The sequence below is a fragment of the Streptomyces sp. NPDC059534 genome, assembly GCF_042743475.1.
Taxonomy (GTDB): Bacteria; Actinomycetota; Actinomycetes; order Streptomycetales; family Streptomycetaceae; genus Streptomyces.
In genome coordinates this window covers 14,233-28,857 of record NZ_JBHWAQ010000044.1, presented here as the reverse complement: position 1 = coordinate 28,857, position 14,625 = coordinate 14,233, and the positions used below count along the sequence as shown (strand labels likewise).

Below are 14,625 nucleotides of genomic sequence, written 5' to 3'. Positions count from 1 at the left end.
GATTCAGTTCACTGTCAATACTGAACCGTTTGGTTGACAGACTGAACCGATCGGTTTAGCTTCATGGTCGTCGAGTCCGGCACCCGCCGGCTCACCCGACGAACTGGGGGGTTCCCATGTCCACGTCCACGATCCTCGCCATCTCCGGCTCGCTCCGCGCCGACTCGCACAACACGCAACTGCTGCGCGCCGCCCAGAAGTTCAACCCCGGCGGTCTGGAGATCGAGATCTACGAGGGCCTGCGCGACCTCCCGCCGTACGACCTCGACCTCGACACCCCCGAGCTGCGGCCGGCCGTCGTCGACGAGCTCCGCCGCCGCGTCACCGAGGCGGACGGCCTGCTCATCGCCACCCCGGAGTTCAACTACTCCGTCCCCGGCGTCCTCAAGAACGCGCTCGACTGGCTGAGCACCGACTGGACCCGCACCGAGGGGCTGCCCCTGAGCCGCAAGCCCACCGCGATCCTCGGCGCCGGGCCGGGCAGCTTCGGCACCGTCCGGGCGCAGCTCGCCCTGCGCCAGATCCTCGTCTGCACGGACAACGACGTCGTCGTGAAGCCCGAGGTCCACGTCTTCCGCTCCCACGAGCGCTTCGACGCCGACGGCAACCTCACCGACGAGGCCACCATCGAGCTCCTCCAGGGCCTCCTGACGAACCTCCGGGCCAAGATCGACACGGTGGCGGTCCGCGCATGACGTCCCCCGCCACCGTCACGTACGTCGGAACGGCGACGATCCTCCTCCGCCTCGGCGACCTCACCGTCCTCACCGACCCCGCCTTCGACCCGGCCCCCGCCGACTACCCCGGCGCCCGGCCCCTCCGCCGCACCGCCGGCCCCGCGCTCACCGCCGATCAGCTGCCGCCGATCGACCTGGTCCTGCTCTCCCACGACCAGCACTTCGACAACCTCGACCTCGCCGGCCGCGACGTCCTCGCCCGGGCCGCGACCGTCCTCACCACACCCGAGGCCGCCGAACGCCTCCTCGGCGACGACGGCGACGGCCGGCCGGCCGCGCGGATCGAGGGCCTCGCGCCCTGGGAGAGCCGGAGCGTCACTGCCGGGGCCACCACCGTGACCGTCACCGCCACCCCCGCCCGCCACGGCCCGGAAGGCACGGAACACGTCACCGGCCCCGTCACCGGCTTCGTCGTCCAGTACGACGGCGGGACCCTCTACGTCTCCGGCGACACCGTCCGCCACGACGCCCTGGCCGACATCGGTGCCCGCTTCACCCTCGACACCGCCTTCCTCCACCTCGGCGACGCCCACTTCCCCACCACCGGCGACCGCGCCTTCTCCATGAGTGCCCGCGAAGGCGCCGCCCTCGCCCGCACCCTCGGCGCCCGCACCGTCGTCCCCCTCCACTTCGACTCCTGGGCCCACCTCGCCGAAGACCCCGCCCGGATCGACGAAGCCTTCGCCGCCCCCGACCTCGCGGGCCGCCTCCGTCGCCTCCGGCCCGGCGTGGCCGAAACGCTCTGACCGCCTGGCCGACACCATGCGATCTTCGGTAACTGTCGGCAGGGGGCCGACACTTGGGGGGAGTACCCCCTGAAAACACGTCCGGCCTTCCTCGCTCTGCGCGGGGGAGGCCGGACGTGTTTTTCAGGGGGTGCGGAGGGCGCGGGCGGTGAGGGTGACGGTGCCGGCGAGGGCGAGGGTGGCGCAGGCGGCGAGGACGCCGCGGTGGGAGCGCCAGGAGAGGACGGACCAGGTGGACTGGGCGGAGAGGAGGGAGCCGGTGCTGACCCAGGAGCCGATGGAGCCGAGGGAGGCGGCCGAGCCGATGGAGCCGACGGAGAGGACGGAGCCGACGGAGCCGATGGAGAGGGCTGAGCCGACGGAGCCGATGGAGAGGAAGGAGTCCCGGGACCAGAGGGACAGGCAGGACCGTGTCGAGGCGGGTCGGTGGGTGGTCATGCGGCGATCCTAGGCACGGGCGGGGCGGCCCGCGTGGATTCGGGCCCGGACCGGCGATGAGTTCGGCCCGTGCGGACGGTCTCCCCCTTGTCGGTATGGCGGCACGAGGAGGATGGACGTGGAGCAGTTGTTGAGGGTGCAGAACTTCAATGTCTCCGGTGACGGGTACGGGGCCGGGGTGGGGCAGAGCCTGGAGCGGCCGTTCGGGCACGCGGACCCGGGGGCGATGTTCTCGTGGGCGGGGGCGACGGCGAGCTGGCCGATGCGGACGGACCCCGGGGGCAGCCGGGGTCTCGACGACTACCTCACGCGGGACTACGCGCGGAACATCGGGGCGGAGATCATGGGGCGGAACAAGTTCGGGCCGCAGCGCGGGCCGTGGCAGGACCACGAGTGGCAGGGCTGGTGGGGCGACGAGCCGCCGTTCCGTACGCCGGTGTTCGTGATGACGCACCACACGCGTCCGTCGTTCACGCTGTCGGACACGACGTTCCACTTCGTGGACGACGAGCCGGTGAAGGTGCTCGCGCGGGCGCGGGAGGCCGCGGAGGGCAAGGACGTGCGGCTCGGGGGCGGGGCGGCGACGATCCGGGAGTTCCTGGACGCCGGCCTCGTCGACACGCTGCACGTGGCGGTCTCGCCGGTGGAGCTCGGCGCGGGGTCGCGGCTCTGGGAGTCCCCGGACGAGCTGGACGACCGGTTCCACCACGAGGTCGTGCCGAGTCCTGGCGGTCGGGTGACGCACCACCTGTTCTGGCGGCGGTGACGGGTACGGGCACGGGCGGTCCCCGGCCGCCGGTCAGTCCTCGATCAGCGGCGAGACGGGGCGCTCGAAGAACGTCTCCAGCACGACGGTGGCCTGGGTGCCGCTGACGCCGTCGATGGCGTAGATGCGGCGCAGGACGTCCTGGAGCTGTTCGGTGCCGGCGGTCCTGACCTTCACGAGGACGGAGGCGCTGCCGGCGATGACGTGGGCCTCCAGGATCTCGGGGAGGGCGGCGAAGGCGTCGGCGGAGTCGCCCATCCAGGAGGTGGAGTCGACCATCACGTAGGCCAGGACGGCACTGCCGACGGCGGCGGGGTCGACGTCGGCGGCGGTGCGCCGGATGACGCCGCGTTCGCGGAGTTTCCGTACGCGTTCGTGGGCGGCTCCGGCGGAGAGGCCGGCGGCCTGGCCCAGGGCGGCGTAGGACTGGGTGGCGTCCTGCTGGAGTCGGGCCAGCAGGACGCGGTCGATGTGATCCACGACTCTCCGTTCGGTGATGTGTTGTCATGACCGTAGCTCATCCAGCAGTGTTGACTCTGAGCGGGATGTGGTTCGGCACATGATGTCGGTGCGAAGGGGAAGGGTTCCATGACCAGCGAACGCCCTGGGCTGTACGAGATGCTCGACGACCGGTTCCGCACCGGGCGGTGCATGAACGGCGACGACGCGCTGGAGGTGCTGTACACCGGCTGCCGCTGGGCCGAGGGGCCGATCTACGTGCCCGCGTGGCGGCAGGTGGTGTGGAGCGACATCCCCAACGACCGGATGCTGCGCTGGGACGAGGAGACGGGCGCGGTGGCCGTCTTCCGCCGCACCGCCGGGCACACCAACGGCAACACGCTCGACCGCGAGGGCCGGCTGGTCACCTGCGAGCAGGGCAACCGCCGGGTGACCCGGACCGAACACGACGGCACCGTGACCGTCCTCGCGGACCGGTGGAACGGCAAGCGGCTGAACAGTCCGAACGACGCGGCGGTCAAGTCCGACGGGTCGATCTGGTTCTCCGACCCGGACTTCGGCATCACCAGCGACTACGAGGGCCACCGGGCGCAGAGCGAGATCGGTGCCAACAACGTCTACCGGATCGACCCGGCCACGGGTGACGTGCGGCTGGTCGCCGACGGCTTCGGGGCGCCGAACGGGCTGGTCTTCTCGCACGACGAGCGGCAGTTGTACGTCTCCGACACCCGGGCGGGCCTCATCCGGGTCCTCGACGTGCGCGACGACGGGACGCTGTCCGAGGGGAAGGTCTTCGCCGACGCGGCGCGCCGCGAGCGCGCGCGCTTCGACAACCTCCGCTTCGACGACGAGGGCCGTCTGTGGGCCGCCGCCATGAATGACGGCGTGCACTGCTACGACCCCGACGGCACCCTCATCGGCCGGCTGAACGTCCCCGAGGCGGTCGCCAACATCTCCTGGGGCGGCGCCAAGCGCAACCGCCTCTTCATCGCCGCCGAGACCAGCCTCTACTCGGTGGTCATGGCCGTCACCGGCACCCACCCGACGGGGCCGGGCCGCCGGCCCTGGCCGGACCGGACGGCCTGACGGAGTCAGGGCGACACGAGCTCGCCGAGCCGCTCCATCGCCCGCTCCAGCTCGCCACGCGCCCCGAACGGGACGAGCGCGGCGCGGCCCGGGACGCGTACGCCGCCGGTGAGGGCGACCCGGGTCCCGCCGTCGCCCTCCGCGACGGCGGCCATGCCGATGACCAGGAAGCGGCTCTGGAGCCAGCACCAGCCGGGCCGCAGCACGCCGTGGAAGCGGGCCCGCAGGCCGTAGCGGCTGCGGGCCAGGGCCTCGACGCGGTCGCCGTCGGCGCGGACGATCCTGACCGCGCGCATGTCCGGCTGGAAGTCCCCGAACCCGCCCTCCAGGTCGCTCATCACGCCCCACACGACGGGGAGTTCCGCGGGCAGGACGCGCTCGACGAGGCGGGCGCCCCGGACCCCCGCGGTCATGACGTGGAGCCGCCGTACGTCGTCGATCATGCCGTCCGTCATGCGGACCACGCCTTTCTGAAGCTCTGCCGGGCCCGGTGCAACCGGGACTTCGCGGTACCGGCGGGGACGCCGAGAACGGCCGCCGCGGACTCCTCGTCGAGACCCTCGACGTCGCGCAGCACGAGGACCGCCCGGTGCTGCGGCGAGAGCCGGGAGAGCACGTCGTCGATGTCGGCGGCGAGTTGGGGATCGCCCCGCTCGGGTACGTCGGTCAGTTCGGCCGGACGGTGCCGGGCGGCCCGTACCGCCTCGCGTACGGCGATCGTCCGCACCCAGCCGTAGAGCGCCTCGGGTTCCCGCAGGGACCTCAGCCGGGTGAAGACGGCGACCAGCGCCTCCTGGGTGGCGTCGGGGCCGTCGTCGAGCGCGATCGGACGGCAGATCCGGGCGATGTACGGGGTGAGGTGGTCGAGCAGGTCGTGCAGGGCGAGGGTGTCGCCGCGCCGGGCCGCCCGGGCGAGCGCGACGCCCCGCTCCCGGGCCGGGTCAGCGGCGGAGCTCACGGAGCACCGCCCAGCCGAGCCCCAGGCACAGGGGCGTGTAGACGAGGGCGTTCAGCCAGGGGAACACCGGCCCGGCCCCGTCCTTGCCGAGGACGGCCCACCCGACCCCCACGGCCCCGCGCGCCAGCAGCCCGGCGGCGAAGGCGCCCGTGACCAGCCGGGGAATCCTGCCGCGCCGGTCCCGCCCGAACGCGTACACCCCGGCGCCCGCGACCCCCTCCAGTACGGCCGGCGGCAGCACGACGGCCGGCCCGAAGGACACCACGCTCCCGAGGACGGCGAGCGACAGCCCCCGCTCGCCGTCGGCGGGCCAGGTCGCCCCGGTGGCCCAGTACACGTGCACCAGCGCGAGGACGGCGAGCAGTACCGCGCTCGCCCGGGTCGTCCGGGGCATCCGGCCCGCGCCGGTGGTGCCGCCCGCGCGTCCCTGTTCCGTGACCGCCATCGCTGTCTCCTCGTCTCCTCCGTGTCGAAAGCCGACACCCGAAGGAGGGGACGGGGAGGCCGTACGTTCCCTGTGTCCCGCGTCACACGCGGGGCCGGTCCCGGGGCGGCCGCCGGGCCGCGTCAGTCGTTCCAGAAGCCGAAGCGGCCCCGGCGGGTTTCGTCGGTCTCCTTCTGTTCCTTGGCCACGGCGCGGACGCTGTCGCGGAGCGGCCCGTCGAGGTGGTCGGCGAGGGCGCGGGCGGCGCTGTCGAGTGCGTCGAGGAGCGGGGTGTAGTCGGCGGCGATGGCGGCGCCGAGGGAGCCGCTCGCGGCGAGCGCGTCGAGGTCGTACATGGCGCGGGCGAGGGTCGTCGTGGTCTTGCCGCGGAGGTGTTCGGCGGCCTTGGCGAGGCCGTCGGCGGCGCGCTTGTGCTCGTCGTGGTCGACGAAGACGTTCCAGCTGCTCGCGGTCGTGCCCGAGAGGCGGCCGGGATGGCTCGCGTCGCCTCCTCGGGCGATCCCGGCCCCCGGGCCGATGCCGCCTTCCGCGCCGCCGCCCGCCCCGCCGCCCGCCGCGCCCCCGGCGGCGCCGCCCGCTCCGGCGATCCCGGCCCCCGCGCCGATGCCGCCGCCGGTCGCCCCGGCGATCCCGGCGCCGCCGCCGACGCCGGGGGCCACGCCCCCGGACGCGCCGCCGAGGAGGGCGGGGATCGTCGGCAGGGCGACGACGTCGGCCGCTCCCCGTACGAGGGACGCGCCCGCGTGGGCGTCGGCGGTGGTCGTCCGGACGTTCTCCTCCAGGTCCTCCCGGCTGACGTCGATGTGCCGCTGGAGGGTGCTGTCGGGGGGTGTGGTGGCGATGTCGGGGTGGATGTTCCTGAGGTAGGCGACGATGTCCTGGGCCCGGTGCTTGCCGATGGCGATGGTGTCGCCGCAGCTCTGGATGCCGGCGGCGATCTCGATGGCGGCGCCGGCTGTCTGGCCGAAGCAGGTGTGGACGCGGGCCCAGTGCTCCTCCAGTGCCTTCATCGCCTCGCCGCGCCCGCTGGAGAGCAGCCGTTCCACGGCCTTGTTCGCGTCGGCCCCGTCGTTCCCGAGGGACGACGAGTAGGAGCGCAGGCGGTCGTCGGCGTCGGAGGACCGGTCCTCGTTCGCCTCGATCCAGGGCAGTGCGTACTGGCGCATCAGCGCCTTGTCCTCGTCGGTCCGTTCGATCGCCATGGTGCGAACTCCCCCCGAGCCGGCCGCTGTCGGGCATCGACGGTCTCATGTGGCCGGTGCACCTACAAGGGGCGGGCGGGGGCTTCGCGCGGTGGGGCGAGGGCCCGCTCTCAGTCGATGTGCACGATCTGGAACGCCTCCGCCATGCGGCCCGCGGGGAGGCCGCCGGCCGTCGCGTGCTCGCCGAGCCAGGTGCGCAGGAGGCCGGCGAGGTCGTCGAAGTGGGCGGTCTGGGAGGTGTGGATGCGCAGGGCCTCGACCTTGCGGTCGAAGACGGAGGTGACGTCGACGTACTGGTTCGGCGTGGGGCCGGTCATCAGCCACAGTTCGTGGACGGTCCAGGGTTCGAGCCCCTCCTCCCTGAGGAGTTCGGGGTGGGCGAAGGGGTTGCGGGCCTCGGGGTACACCGCGCGCAGGCAGGCGTCCCCGACCGCGCGGTGGTCGGGGTGCAGGTCGGCGACGCGCGCCCAGTTGATCTCGGGCGAGGGGATGACCGCCCGCTGGGGGCGTACTTCGCGGATGACCCGGCACAGGTCGCGGCGCAGCTCGACGGAGGCTTCCACGAAGCTGTCGGGGTAGCCGAGGAAGCGGACGTCGGCGACGCCGCTGAGCTTGGCGGAGTGGACCTGTTCGGCGCGGCGCAGGTCCGCCATCGCCTGCCGGGGGAGCCGGTCGTCGTAACCGCCGGCGCCGCCGTCGGTGACGATGCAGTACGTGACGCGGGTGCCGCGCTCGATCCACTGCATGACCGTGCCGCTGACGCAGAACTCGATGTCGTCCGGGTGTGCGGCCACGACCAGCAGGGATTCGGGCGCGCCCCGGTCGGTGAGCTGGGTGAGATCGGTCGCCAAGTCCTCCATGCGCCCAGCCTGTTGGGGTGGCCGGGGGCGTCGCAAGGTCAACTCGTGGCGTGAACCGGACATGGCACTTACGCGCCATTCAAAAACTTGGTAGATTCAAATCATTGAGGTCGACCAGTGTGGCAAGTGCGTGAAGGCGTCCAGGACAGACACTTCGGATTCGGAGGCGACCGCCATGTGCAGGATTCTCGGCTCCTTCGCCGCGGGGGCGGACCGGCCCGACCCCGCCGAGCTCTCGGCGGTCTCGGCCCGCCAGCGGCACGGCGGACCCGACGAGCACCACGTGCTCAGCGGACCCGGCTGGTCCCTCGGCTGCGACCGGCTCGCCGTCACCGACCCGTGCGGCGGACAGCAGCCCTACCGGCTGCCGCACCTCCCCGGCATCCTCGCCGTGCTCAACGGCGAGATCTACAACCACGCCGAGCTGCGCCGCGCGCTCGCCGCCCGCGGCCACCGGTTCCCCGACCTCTGCGACGGCACCGTCCTCCCCGCGCTCTACGCCGAGTACGGCCCCGCCTTCGCCGAACACCTCGACGGCATGTTCGCCGTCGCCGTCCTCGACCTGCGCCCCGGCGGCACCCGGCTCGTCCTCGCCGTCGACGACATGGGCATGAAACCCGTCCACCTGCACCACGACCCCACCGACGGCTCCACCCGCTTCGCCTCCGAGATCCCCGCCCTCCTCGCCTTCGAAGGAGTACGGATCTCCCCGCGCGACGACGCCCTCGACACCGTCCTCGCCACCCGCACGTCCTTCTCCACCCACACCGCCCTCGACGGCGTCAGCGTCCTGCCGCCCGGCGCCACCGCCCTCGTACGGCCCGGCGCCGCACCCGTCGTCCGCCGCCGCGGCGCCCACCGCGCGACCCCCGCCGGCGACACCCAGGACGTGCTGCGCCACGAGGTCCGCCGGCTCGCCCGCGCCGAGGTGCCCGTCTGCGCCATCACCAGCGGCGGCCTCGACTCCGGGCTCGTCACCGCGCTCGCCGCCGAACACGCCCGCGAGACCGACGCGCCGCCGCTGCACACCTTCCACCTGACCTACCGGGGCCGGTGGCCCGGATCCGAGGCCGCGTACGCCCGCTCCGTCGCCCGCCGGGCCAGGACCGTCCACCACGAGGTCGCCGTCGACCCCGACGAACTCGGCTCCCTCCTCACCCGGACCGTCCGCCACCTCGGCCAGCCCAACGCCGACCCCATCACCCTCTCCACGTACGCGCTCTTCCGCGCCGTCCGCCAGAACGGCTTCACCGTCGCCCTCACCGGCGACGGCGCCGACGAACTCTTCGGCGGCTACGACCGGATGCGCGCCGCCCTCGCGGCCCCCGCCGGCGCCGACTGGGCCGGCGCCTACACCGACGCCCTCTCGGCCGCCCCGCGACTCCTCCGCGAGCACCTCTACACCGCCGACTACCGCGCCCACATCGCCGATCAGGGCTCCGCGGCCGACCGCATCGAACAGGAACTGCGCTCCGCCGAGGCCGTCGGCGAGGACCGGCTCACCGCCATGACCGCCTTCGAGACCCGCTGGCGACTCCCCGCCTACCACCTGCGGCGCGTCGACCACCTCTCCATGGCCTGGGCCGTCGAAGCCCGCATGCCGTTCTGCCAGCCCTCCGTCGTCGCCCACGCCCGCTCCCTGCCGACGCCCGCGCGCACCGGCAAGGCCGCGCTGTACGAAGCCGGCGCCGAACTCCTGCCCGCCGGCGTCCTGCGGCGGCCCAAACAGCCCTTCACCCTGCCCGTCGCCGCCATGCTCGCCCCCGGCAGCCCCCTCCTCGACACCGTCCGCGAACTCCTCTCCCCGGCCCGCCTCGTCCTCGGCGGCAAAGTCCGCGCCGACCGCGTCCGCGCACTCCTCGCCCGCCACCTCGAACGCCCCTCCCACCACGACGCCCAGGCCCTCTGGGCCCTCGCCGTCCACGAGCTCTGGACGGAGGTCGTCCAAGGCATGCGCATCCCCCTCGGCTGCGCGGCATGACCCCTGCGACCCCGCCGGTTCCCGTGACCGTCGTACGCGCGGAAGACGCCCCCGGCCCCACCCTCGTCGTGCGGCTCGACCGACTGCCGCCCGGGGCACTGGCCTCGACGGGCGAGCTGGCACGGCTGCGGCGCGCTCTCGCCGGGACGGCCCACGCGCGGATCGACAAGATCGCCGTCTACGGCCCCGACGCCGGCGCGCTCCGCTACCGCTTCGTCCAGGCCCTCCCCGGCGGGAGCTTCGACTTCCGGGCCGGCTGCGGGCACTCGCTGCTCGCGTGCGTCGTCGCGGACGGACGCGCCGGACCCGTGACCGTGCGGGCCCTCACCACGGGCGACACGGTGCTGTGCGAGCCGCAGGGAGACGCGTACACGCTCAGCTTCCTGAGAGCGCCGGACGGGCCGGGCACGCTCCCCACGGGCAGGCGCGTCGACGTCCTCGACGGTGTGCCGGTCTCGGTCGTGCGGTACGGCAACCCGTACGTGTTCGTCGACGCCCGCCACCTGCCCGCGGCGGAGGACGCGCTCCGGGACCGGCTCCTGGCCCTGAGGGCGGCGGGCGCCCGTCTCCTGGGACACCCGCCGCACTCCGCGCTGCCCAAGATCGCCGCGTTCACGGCGGGCCCCGGCGGGCTGGCCGTCCGGGCCCTCACCGTGGGCGGCTGGCACCCCCGCCTGGCCGTCACCGGCGCCGCCGCGCTCGCCGCGGCGGGCGCGATCGGAGGCACGGTCGTACCGCCCGCCGACGGTCCGGTACGGACCCCCGGCGGCACCGTCACGGTGTCCGCCGCGCACGACCGCGTCCGGGTCCACCACAAGCGCGCGAAGGTGCTGGAATGCCTGGAACTGCCGTGGCGCATCCACGCAACGGCGTGAACGCGCACCCCGCCCACCGGGTTCGGGGGCTCTTTCCTCTGCCACGCTGAAATGGACCGGCAATCGGTATCCGTGGGGAGAGCAGACACACATGAAATTCGAGAATCTGCGTGTCGTCGTGACCGGAGCGTCCCGCTATTTCGGTCGCGCGCTCGCCGTCGGATTCGCCCATCTCGGCGCCGAGGTCTATGTGTCGGCGAGGACCGTCGAGGCCGCCGAACGGACCCGCGCGGAGGTGATGGGTTCGGCACGTGACCGTATCCACGCGTTCGGCTGCGACCTGAGCAGGCCGGCGGAGATCCGGGAGTTCGCGGCGAAGGTCGGCGAACGCACCGACCGCGTCGACCTGTTGGTGAACAACGGGGCGCGCTGGCTCGACGGCATGGACCTGGAGGCGGCCAGCGACGCCGAGATCGTGGAGACGATCGAGTCCACCGCCGGCGGCACGGTCCTGATGGTCAAGCACTTCCTGCCGCTGCTCCGCGGCTCGCTGCGGCCCGACATCGTGAACATGGTGGCCGTCCGCGACGCCCTGGGAGCCTCCGCGGCGACCGCCGGCGCCGCGCACGAGGCGTTCTGGGCGGCGAAGAGCGCCCAGGCCGGCTTCGCGGACATCCTGTCGCGGCGGCTGCGGCCGTCCGGGGTGCGCGTCTTCTCGCTCTTCCCGCCGGACTTCTCGACGTCGGACCCGCGGTTCGCGGAGTGGGACGGCTCGAACCCGGACGGGATGGCACCCGACGAGAAGCTCACCACGCAGGCCCTCTTCGAGTGCATCGTCTACGCCGTCGAGCAGCCCCGCGACTGCTTCATCCGCTCGTTCCACTTCGAGCCCCGCTGACCGCCCCAAGAAACCGTGACCCGCTGACCGCCCTGCGCCGACAGCGCCCCGCCGCACGCGACCGCTGAAGCCCACCGCACCACAGCGTCAAGGAGGTCCCATGAGCACCCCTGTCTGGATCACCGCGACTCCTCCCGCCACCCACGGCGAACTCCACATCGGCCATCTCGCCGGGCCGTACGTCGCCGCCGACGTCCTCACCCGCTTCCTGCGGGCGGAGGGCGAGGCGGTCCGGTTCACCACCGGCACCGCCGACCACGCCTCGTCCGTCGAGGTACGGGCGCTGCGGCACAACCGCAAGCCCGAGGAGGTCGCGGAGGGCTACCGTGCCGCGATCACCGCGGACTGGCTCCGCTCGGGCGTGGAGTTCGACCACATCGTGCGCCCGCGCCGCGACAAGGGCTACGGACGCTGGGTGCAGGACCTGTTCGGCCGGCTGTTCGCCCAGGGGGTCATCGCGCCCCGCACCCGGCTCCTGCCGTACTGCGAACCGTGCGACCGCTGGCTGTACGGGGCCCACGCGACCGGCAGCTGCCCGCACTGCGGTGCGGTCAGCGACGGCGGCATGTGCCACGAGTGCGCCCGCCCCAACGACGGCGGCGACCTCATCGCGGCCCGCTGCGCGCTCTGCGACACCCCGGCGGTGGCCCGCCGTTGCCGCCGGCTCTACGTACCCCTGGAGCCCTTCCGCGAGACGCTCGCCGACTACTGGGCGACGGCCGGGCTGCCGCCGCGCCTCGCCGCGCTCTGCGAGTCGCTCGTCGAGGACGGCCTGCCGGACATCGCCGTGGGCCACCCGGCCGAGTGGGGCCTGCCGGTGCCCGTCGAGGGGTTCCCCGACCACCGCATCGACGGCTGCTTCGAGGCCGCCGCGATGCACCTCTTCGGCTACGACACCACGGGCCCGCTGCCCCGCCGCGCCATCCACTTCTGCGGCTTCGGGCACGCCTTCTGCCACGCGGTGCTGCTGCCGGTGCTCCTCCTCGCGCAGGACATCAAGCTGCCGCAGGACTTCAACGTCAACGAGTCGTACGTCATCGAGGAAGGCGTCCAGGAGGGCAACGTCTGGGCGCTCGACCTGCTCACCGAGTACGGCTCCGACACCCTGCGCCGGCACGTCCTGCAGGCCCGCCCGCTGGGCCGCCGCACGGTCTTCCACCGGGAGCGGCTCGCCGCCGCCCGCCGGGAGCTCGACGAGAGCTGGAACAGCTGGCTCTCGCGGCTCTTCGCGTCGGTGCGCGAGGAGTGCGGCGGGCTCGCCCCGCAGGCGCTGCCCGGCGGCACCGGCTGGGACGTCCTGGAGCGCCGGCTGCACCGGGGCGTGGACGATCTGCGCGAGGCGTACGGCCCCGACGCGTTCGACCCGCGGCGGGCGGTCGCGGTCCTCGACGAGATGGTCCGCTCGGTGGCCGACTTCGGCCATGTGAACGCCCACGAGCGCTGCCGCCCCAGCACGTCCTGCCGTCATCTCCCCGCTCTCGCCGCACAGTTGGCGGTGGCCTCGGCGCTGTCCGCGTGGGCCCGGCCGGTGATGCCCGAGGGCGCCGACCGGCTCGCGGCGGCGCTCCAGGCGGAGCCGGGCCGCCCGGTCGACTGGCAGGCCCTGTCGGCCCCGCTGCCGGGGACCAGGCTGGCGCCGCCCTCGGGCCCGGTCTTCGGCTTCTGACCCGGGGCCCGCCCGGCAACGGGACCCGCAGTCGTATTCCGTATCCCGCACCCGTATCCCGCAACCCGCAACCCGCACCCGTAACGCGTCACTCGCACCCCGCACTCCGCACCGACGTACGACCCCGCACCCCGCACCCCGCACCCGTACGACCCCGCACCCTCACCCACCCTGCCGCGTGACCGTGCGCGCGCGAGCGACGCGCAGGGACACGTGGCCCCCCACTCCACAGGAGCTCCACGTGTCCCTGCGCGTCGCCATGCTCAGCGTCCACACCTCCCCGCTCCACCAGCCCGGGACGGGGGACGCCGGCGGGATGAACGTCTACATGGTCGAACTCTCCCGGGCCCTGGCCGAACAGGGCGCGGAGGTCGACCTGTTCACCCGCTGCCGGGGCGAGGACCGGCCCCCGCTCGTGGAACTGGCCCCGGGGGTGCGGGTCCGCCATCTGCACGCCGGGCCGCGCGGTCCGCTGCCGAAGGAGGCCATGCCCGATCTGGTGGTGCCGTTCTCGCTGGCGCTGCTCAAGGAGGAGCGGCGCTACGACCTGGTCCACTCGCACTACTGGCTCTCCGGGCAGGCGGGCCGGATCGCCTCGGTGGGCTGGCGCGTCCCGTTCGTGCACACCGCGCACACCCTGGCGCGGGTCAAGAACGCGTCGCTGGCCGCGGGCGACACCCCGGAGCCGGAGCTGCGGGTGCGCGGCGAGCACCAGGTGGTGGGCGCCGCCGACCGGCTGATCGCGAACACGGCCGACGAGGCGGAGGCGCTGCGCACGCTGTACGGGGCGGAGGGGGAACGGACCGAGGTCGTGCGGCCCGGGGTCGACCTGCGCACCTTCCACCGGGGCGACGGGCGGGCGGCCGCACGGCGGCGGCTCGGGCTTCCGGCCGGTGCGTTCGTGCCGCTCTACGCGGGACGCATCCAGCCGCTGAAGGGTCCGGACGTGCTCGTGCGTGCGGTCGCGGAGCTGCTGCGGGAGGCCCCGGACCTGCGGCGCAGGCTGCTGGTGCCGGTGATCGGAGGGCATTCGGGGGCGACCCGTGAGGGCACGGCGTGGCGGCTCGCGGAGGAGCTGGGCGTCACCGACGTGCTGCGGCCCTGCCCGCCCGTACCGCAGGCGGTGCTGGCGGAGTGGTACCGGGCGGCGGACGTCCTGGTGGTGCCGTCGCGCAGCGAGTCGTTCGGGCTGGTGGCCCTGGAGGCGCAGGCGTGCGGGACACCGGTGCTCGCGGCGGCCGTCGGCGGGCTGCCGACGGCGGTGTGGGACGGGGTGTCGGGGCTGCTGGTGCGGGGTCACGACCCGGTGGAGTACGCCCGCCGGCTGCGGTGGCTCGCGGCGCACCCGGAGGCCCTGGAGACGATGGGGGAGGCGGCGGTCCGGCATGCGCGCGGGATGAGCTGGCGTGCTTCCGCCGCGCGGACCATCGAGGTGTACCGGGGGGCGCTCGCGGAGACGCGCCGGCCGGCCGTGCGCGGGATGGTGGGGCAGGGGCGGCGGCACGCCCCTGCCCCGGCGGCCCCTCTCTCCTGGAGGAACGAGAAGGCCGTAGCACAAGTCTAGCATC

At 73.9% G+C, this 14,625-nt stretch carries 16 protein-coding genes; 9 read left to right on the top strand and 7 right to left on the bottom strand.

The genetic code is table 11. The features are described from left to right. Nucleotides 1-116 precede the first annotated feature (116 nt). Both ACFVZH_RS34410 and ACFVZH_RS34405 read left to right on the top strand, forming a co-directional pair. Complete coding sequence (locus tag ACFVZH_RS34410) at nucleotides 117-695, top strand: NADPH-dependent FMN reductase (protein ID WP_384903645.1); 579 nt, start codon at nucleotides 117-119, stop codon at nucleotides 693-695. Further along, nucleotides 692-1,483, top strand: coding sequence for an MBL fold metallo-hydrolase (locus ACFVZH_RS34405; protein WP_384903643.1), 792 nt, complete (start codon nucleotides 692-694; stop codon nucleotides 1,481-1,483). The genes ACFVZH_RS34410 and ACFVZH_RS34405 overlap by 4 nt, the downstream gene beginning before the upstream one ends. Nucleotides 1,484-1,606: 123 nt before the next feature. Here ACFVZH_RS34405 and ACFVZH_RS34400 read toward each other — a convergent pair whose 3' ends face one another. Further along, the gene (locus tag ACFVZH_RS34400) at nucleotides 1,607-1,921 is read right to left on the bottom strand and encodes a hypothetical protein (RefSeq protein ID WP_384903641.1); all 315 of its coding nucleotides are present in this window, start codon (nucleotides 1,919-1,921) and stop codon (nucleotides 1,607-1,609) included. 118 nt (nucleotides 1,922-2,039) lie between these two features. Here ACFVZH_RS34400 and ACFVZH_RS34395 point away from each other — a divergent pair, with 118 nt between their 5' ends. Further along, complete coding sequence (locus tag ACFVZH_RS34395) at nucleotides 2,040-2,687, top strand: dihydrofolate reductase family protein (RefSeq protein ID WP_384903639.1); 648 nt, start codon at nucleotides 2,040-2,042, stop codon at nucleotides 2,685-2,687. Nucleotides 2,688-2,720: 33 nt separating this feature from the next. Here ACFVZH_RS34395 and ACFVZH_RS34390 read toward each other — a convergent pair whose 3' ends face one another. Beyond that, a complete protein-coding gene (locus ACFVZH_RS34390; RefSeq protein WP_384903637.1) occupies nucleotides 2,721-3,167 on the bottom strand; it encodes an Lrp/AsnC family transcriptional regulator in 447 nt (148 codons plus the stop codon). Nucleotides 3,168-3,275: 108 nt separating this feature from the next. On the opposite strand from ACFVZH_RS34390, the gene ACFVZH_RS34385 reads away from it, so the two are divergent. After that, nucleotides 3,276-4,232, top strand: a complete 957-nt coding sequence (locus ACFVZH_RS34385) for an SMP-30/gluconolactonase/LRE family protein (protein ID WP_384903636.1) — start codon at nucleotides 3,276-3,278, stop codon at nucleotides 4,230-4,232. 5 nt (nucleotides 4,233-4,237) lie between these two features. On the opposite strand, the gene ACFVZH_RS34380 is transcribed toward ACFVZH_RS34385, so the two are convergent. The 5 genes from ACFVZH_RS34380 to ACFVZH_RS34360 all read right to left on the bottom strand — a co-directional run bounded on the left by ACFVZH_RS34380 (nucleotide 4,238) and on the right by ACFVZH_RS34360 (nucleotide 7,697). Continuing rightward, nucleotides 4,238-4,687 carry a hypothetical protein gene (locus ACFVZH_RS34380; RefSeq protein WP_384903635.1) on the bottom strand — a complete coding sequence of 150 codons (450 nt, stop codon included), beginning with the start codon at nucleotides 4,685-4,687 and terminating at the stop codon, nucleotides 4,238-4,240. Beyond that, on the bottom strand, nucleotides 4,684-5,190 hold the full coding sequence (locus ACFVZH_RS34375; RefSeq protein ID WP_384903633.1) for an RNA polymerase sigma factor: 507 nt from the start codon (nucleotides 5,188-5,190) through the stop codon (nucleotides 4,684-4,686). Before ACFVZH_RS34375 ends, ACFVZH_RS34380 begins: the two co-directional genes overlap by 4 nt. Further along, nucleotides 5,174-5,635 (bottom strand): DUF3995 domain-containing protein, encoded by a 462-nt coding sequence (locus tag ACFVZH_RS34370; RefSeq protein ID WP_384903631.1) that lies wholly within the window; start codon nucleotides 5,633-5,635, stop codon nucleotides 5,174-5,176. The genes ACFVZH_RS34375 and ACFVZH_RS34370 overlap by 17 nt, the downstream gene beginning before the upstream one ends. Nucleotides 5,636-5,757: 122 nt before the next feature. Continuing rightward, nucleotides 5,758-6,837, bottom strand: a complete 1,080-nt coding sequence (locus ACFVZH_RS34365; RefSeq protein WP_384903630.1) for a hypothetical protein — start codon at nucleotides 6,835-6,837, stop codon at nucleotides 5,758-5,760. Nucleotides 6,838-6,947: 110 nt separating this feature from the next. Continuing rightward, nucleotides 6,948-7,697 carry a PIG-L deacetylase family protein gene (locus ACFVZH_RS34360; RefSeq protein WP_384903628.1) on the bottom strand — a complete coding sequence of 250 codons (750 nt, stop codon included), beginning with the start codon at nucleotides 7,695-7,697 and terminating at the stop codon, nucleotides 6,948-6,950. A 175-nt stretch (nucleotides 7,698-7,872) separates the two neighbouring features. Here ACFVZH_RS34360 and asnB point away from each other — a divergent pair, with 175 nt between their 5' ends. The 5 genes from asnB (at nucleotide 7,873) to mshA (ending at nucleotide 14,621) form a co-directional block, all read left to right on the top strand. Continuing rightward, nucleotides 7,873-9,678 (top strand): asparagine synthase (glutamine-hydrolyzing), encoded by a 1,806-nt coding sequence (gene asnB, locus ACFVZH_RS34355; RefSeq protein WP_384903626.1) that lies wholly within the window; start codon nucleotides 7,873-7,875, stop codon nucleotides 9,676-9,678. Beyond that, nucleotides 9,675-10,553 (top strand): hypothetical protein, encoded by an 879-nt coding sequence (locus ACFVZH_RS34350; protein WP_384903624.1) that lies wholly within the window; start codon nucleotides 9,675-9,677, stop codon nucleotides 10,551-10,553. The genes asnB and ACFVZH_RS34350 overlap by 4 nt, the downstream gene beginning before the upstream one ends. 91 nt (nucleotides 10,554-10,644) lie before the next feature. Then, entirely contained in the window at nucleotides 10,645-11,391 is a 747-nt protein-coding gene (locus tag ACFVZH_RS34345) for an SDR family oxidoreductase (protein ID WP_384903622.1), read from the top strand. A 100-nt stretch (nucleotides 11,392-11,491) separates the two neighbouring features. Further along, nucleotides 11,492-13,057, top strand: a complete 1,566-nt coding sequence (locus ACFVZH_RS34340) for a class I tRNA ligase family protein (protein ID WP_384903621.1) — start codon at nucleotides 11,492-11,494, stop codon at nucleotides 13,055-13,057. Between the two features lie 178 nt (nucleotides 13,058-13,235). Then, on the top strand, nucleotides 13,236-14,621 hold the full coding sequence (gene mshA / locus ACFVZH_RS34335; RefSeq protein WP_384903619.1) for a D-inositol-3-phosphate glycosyltransferase: 1,386 nt from the start codon (nucleotides 13,236-13,238) through the stop codon (nucleotides 14,619-14,621). The last annotated feature ends 4 nt before the right edge of the window (nucleotides 14,622-14,625 follow it).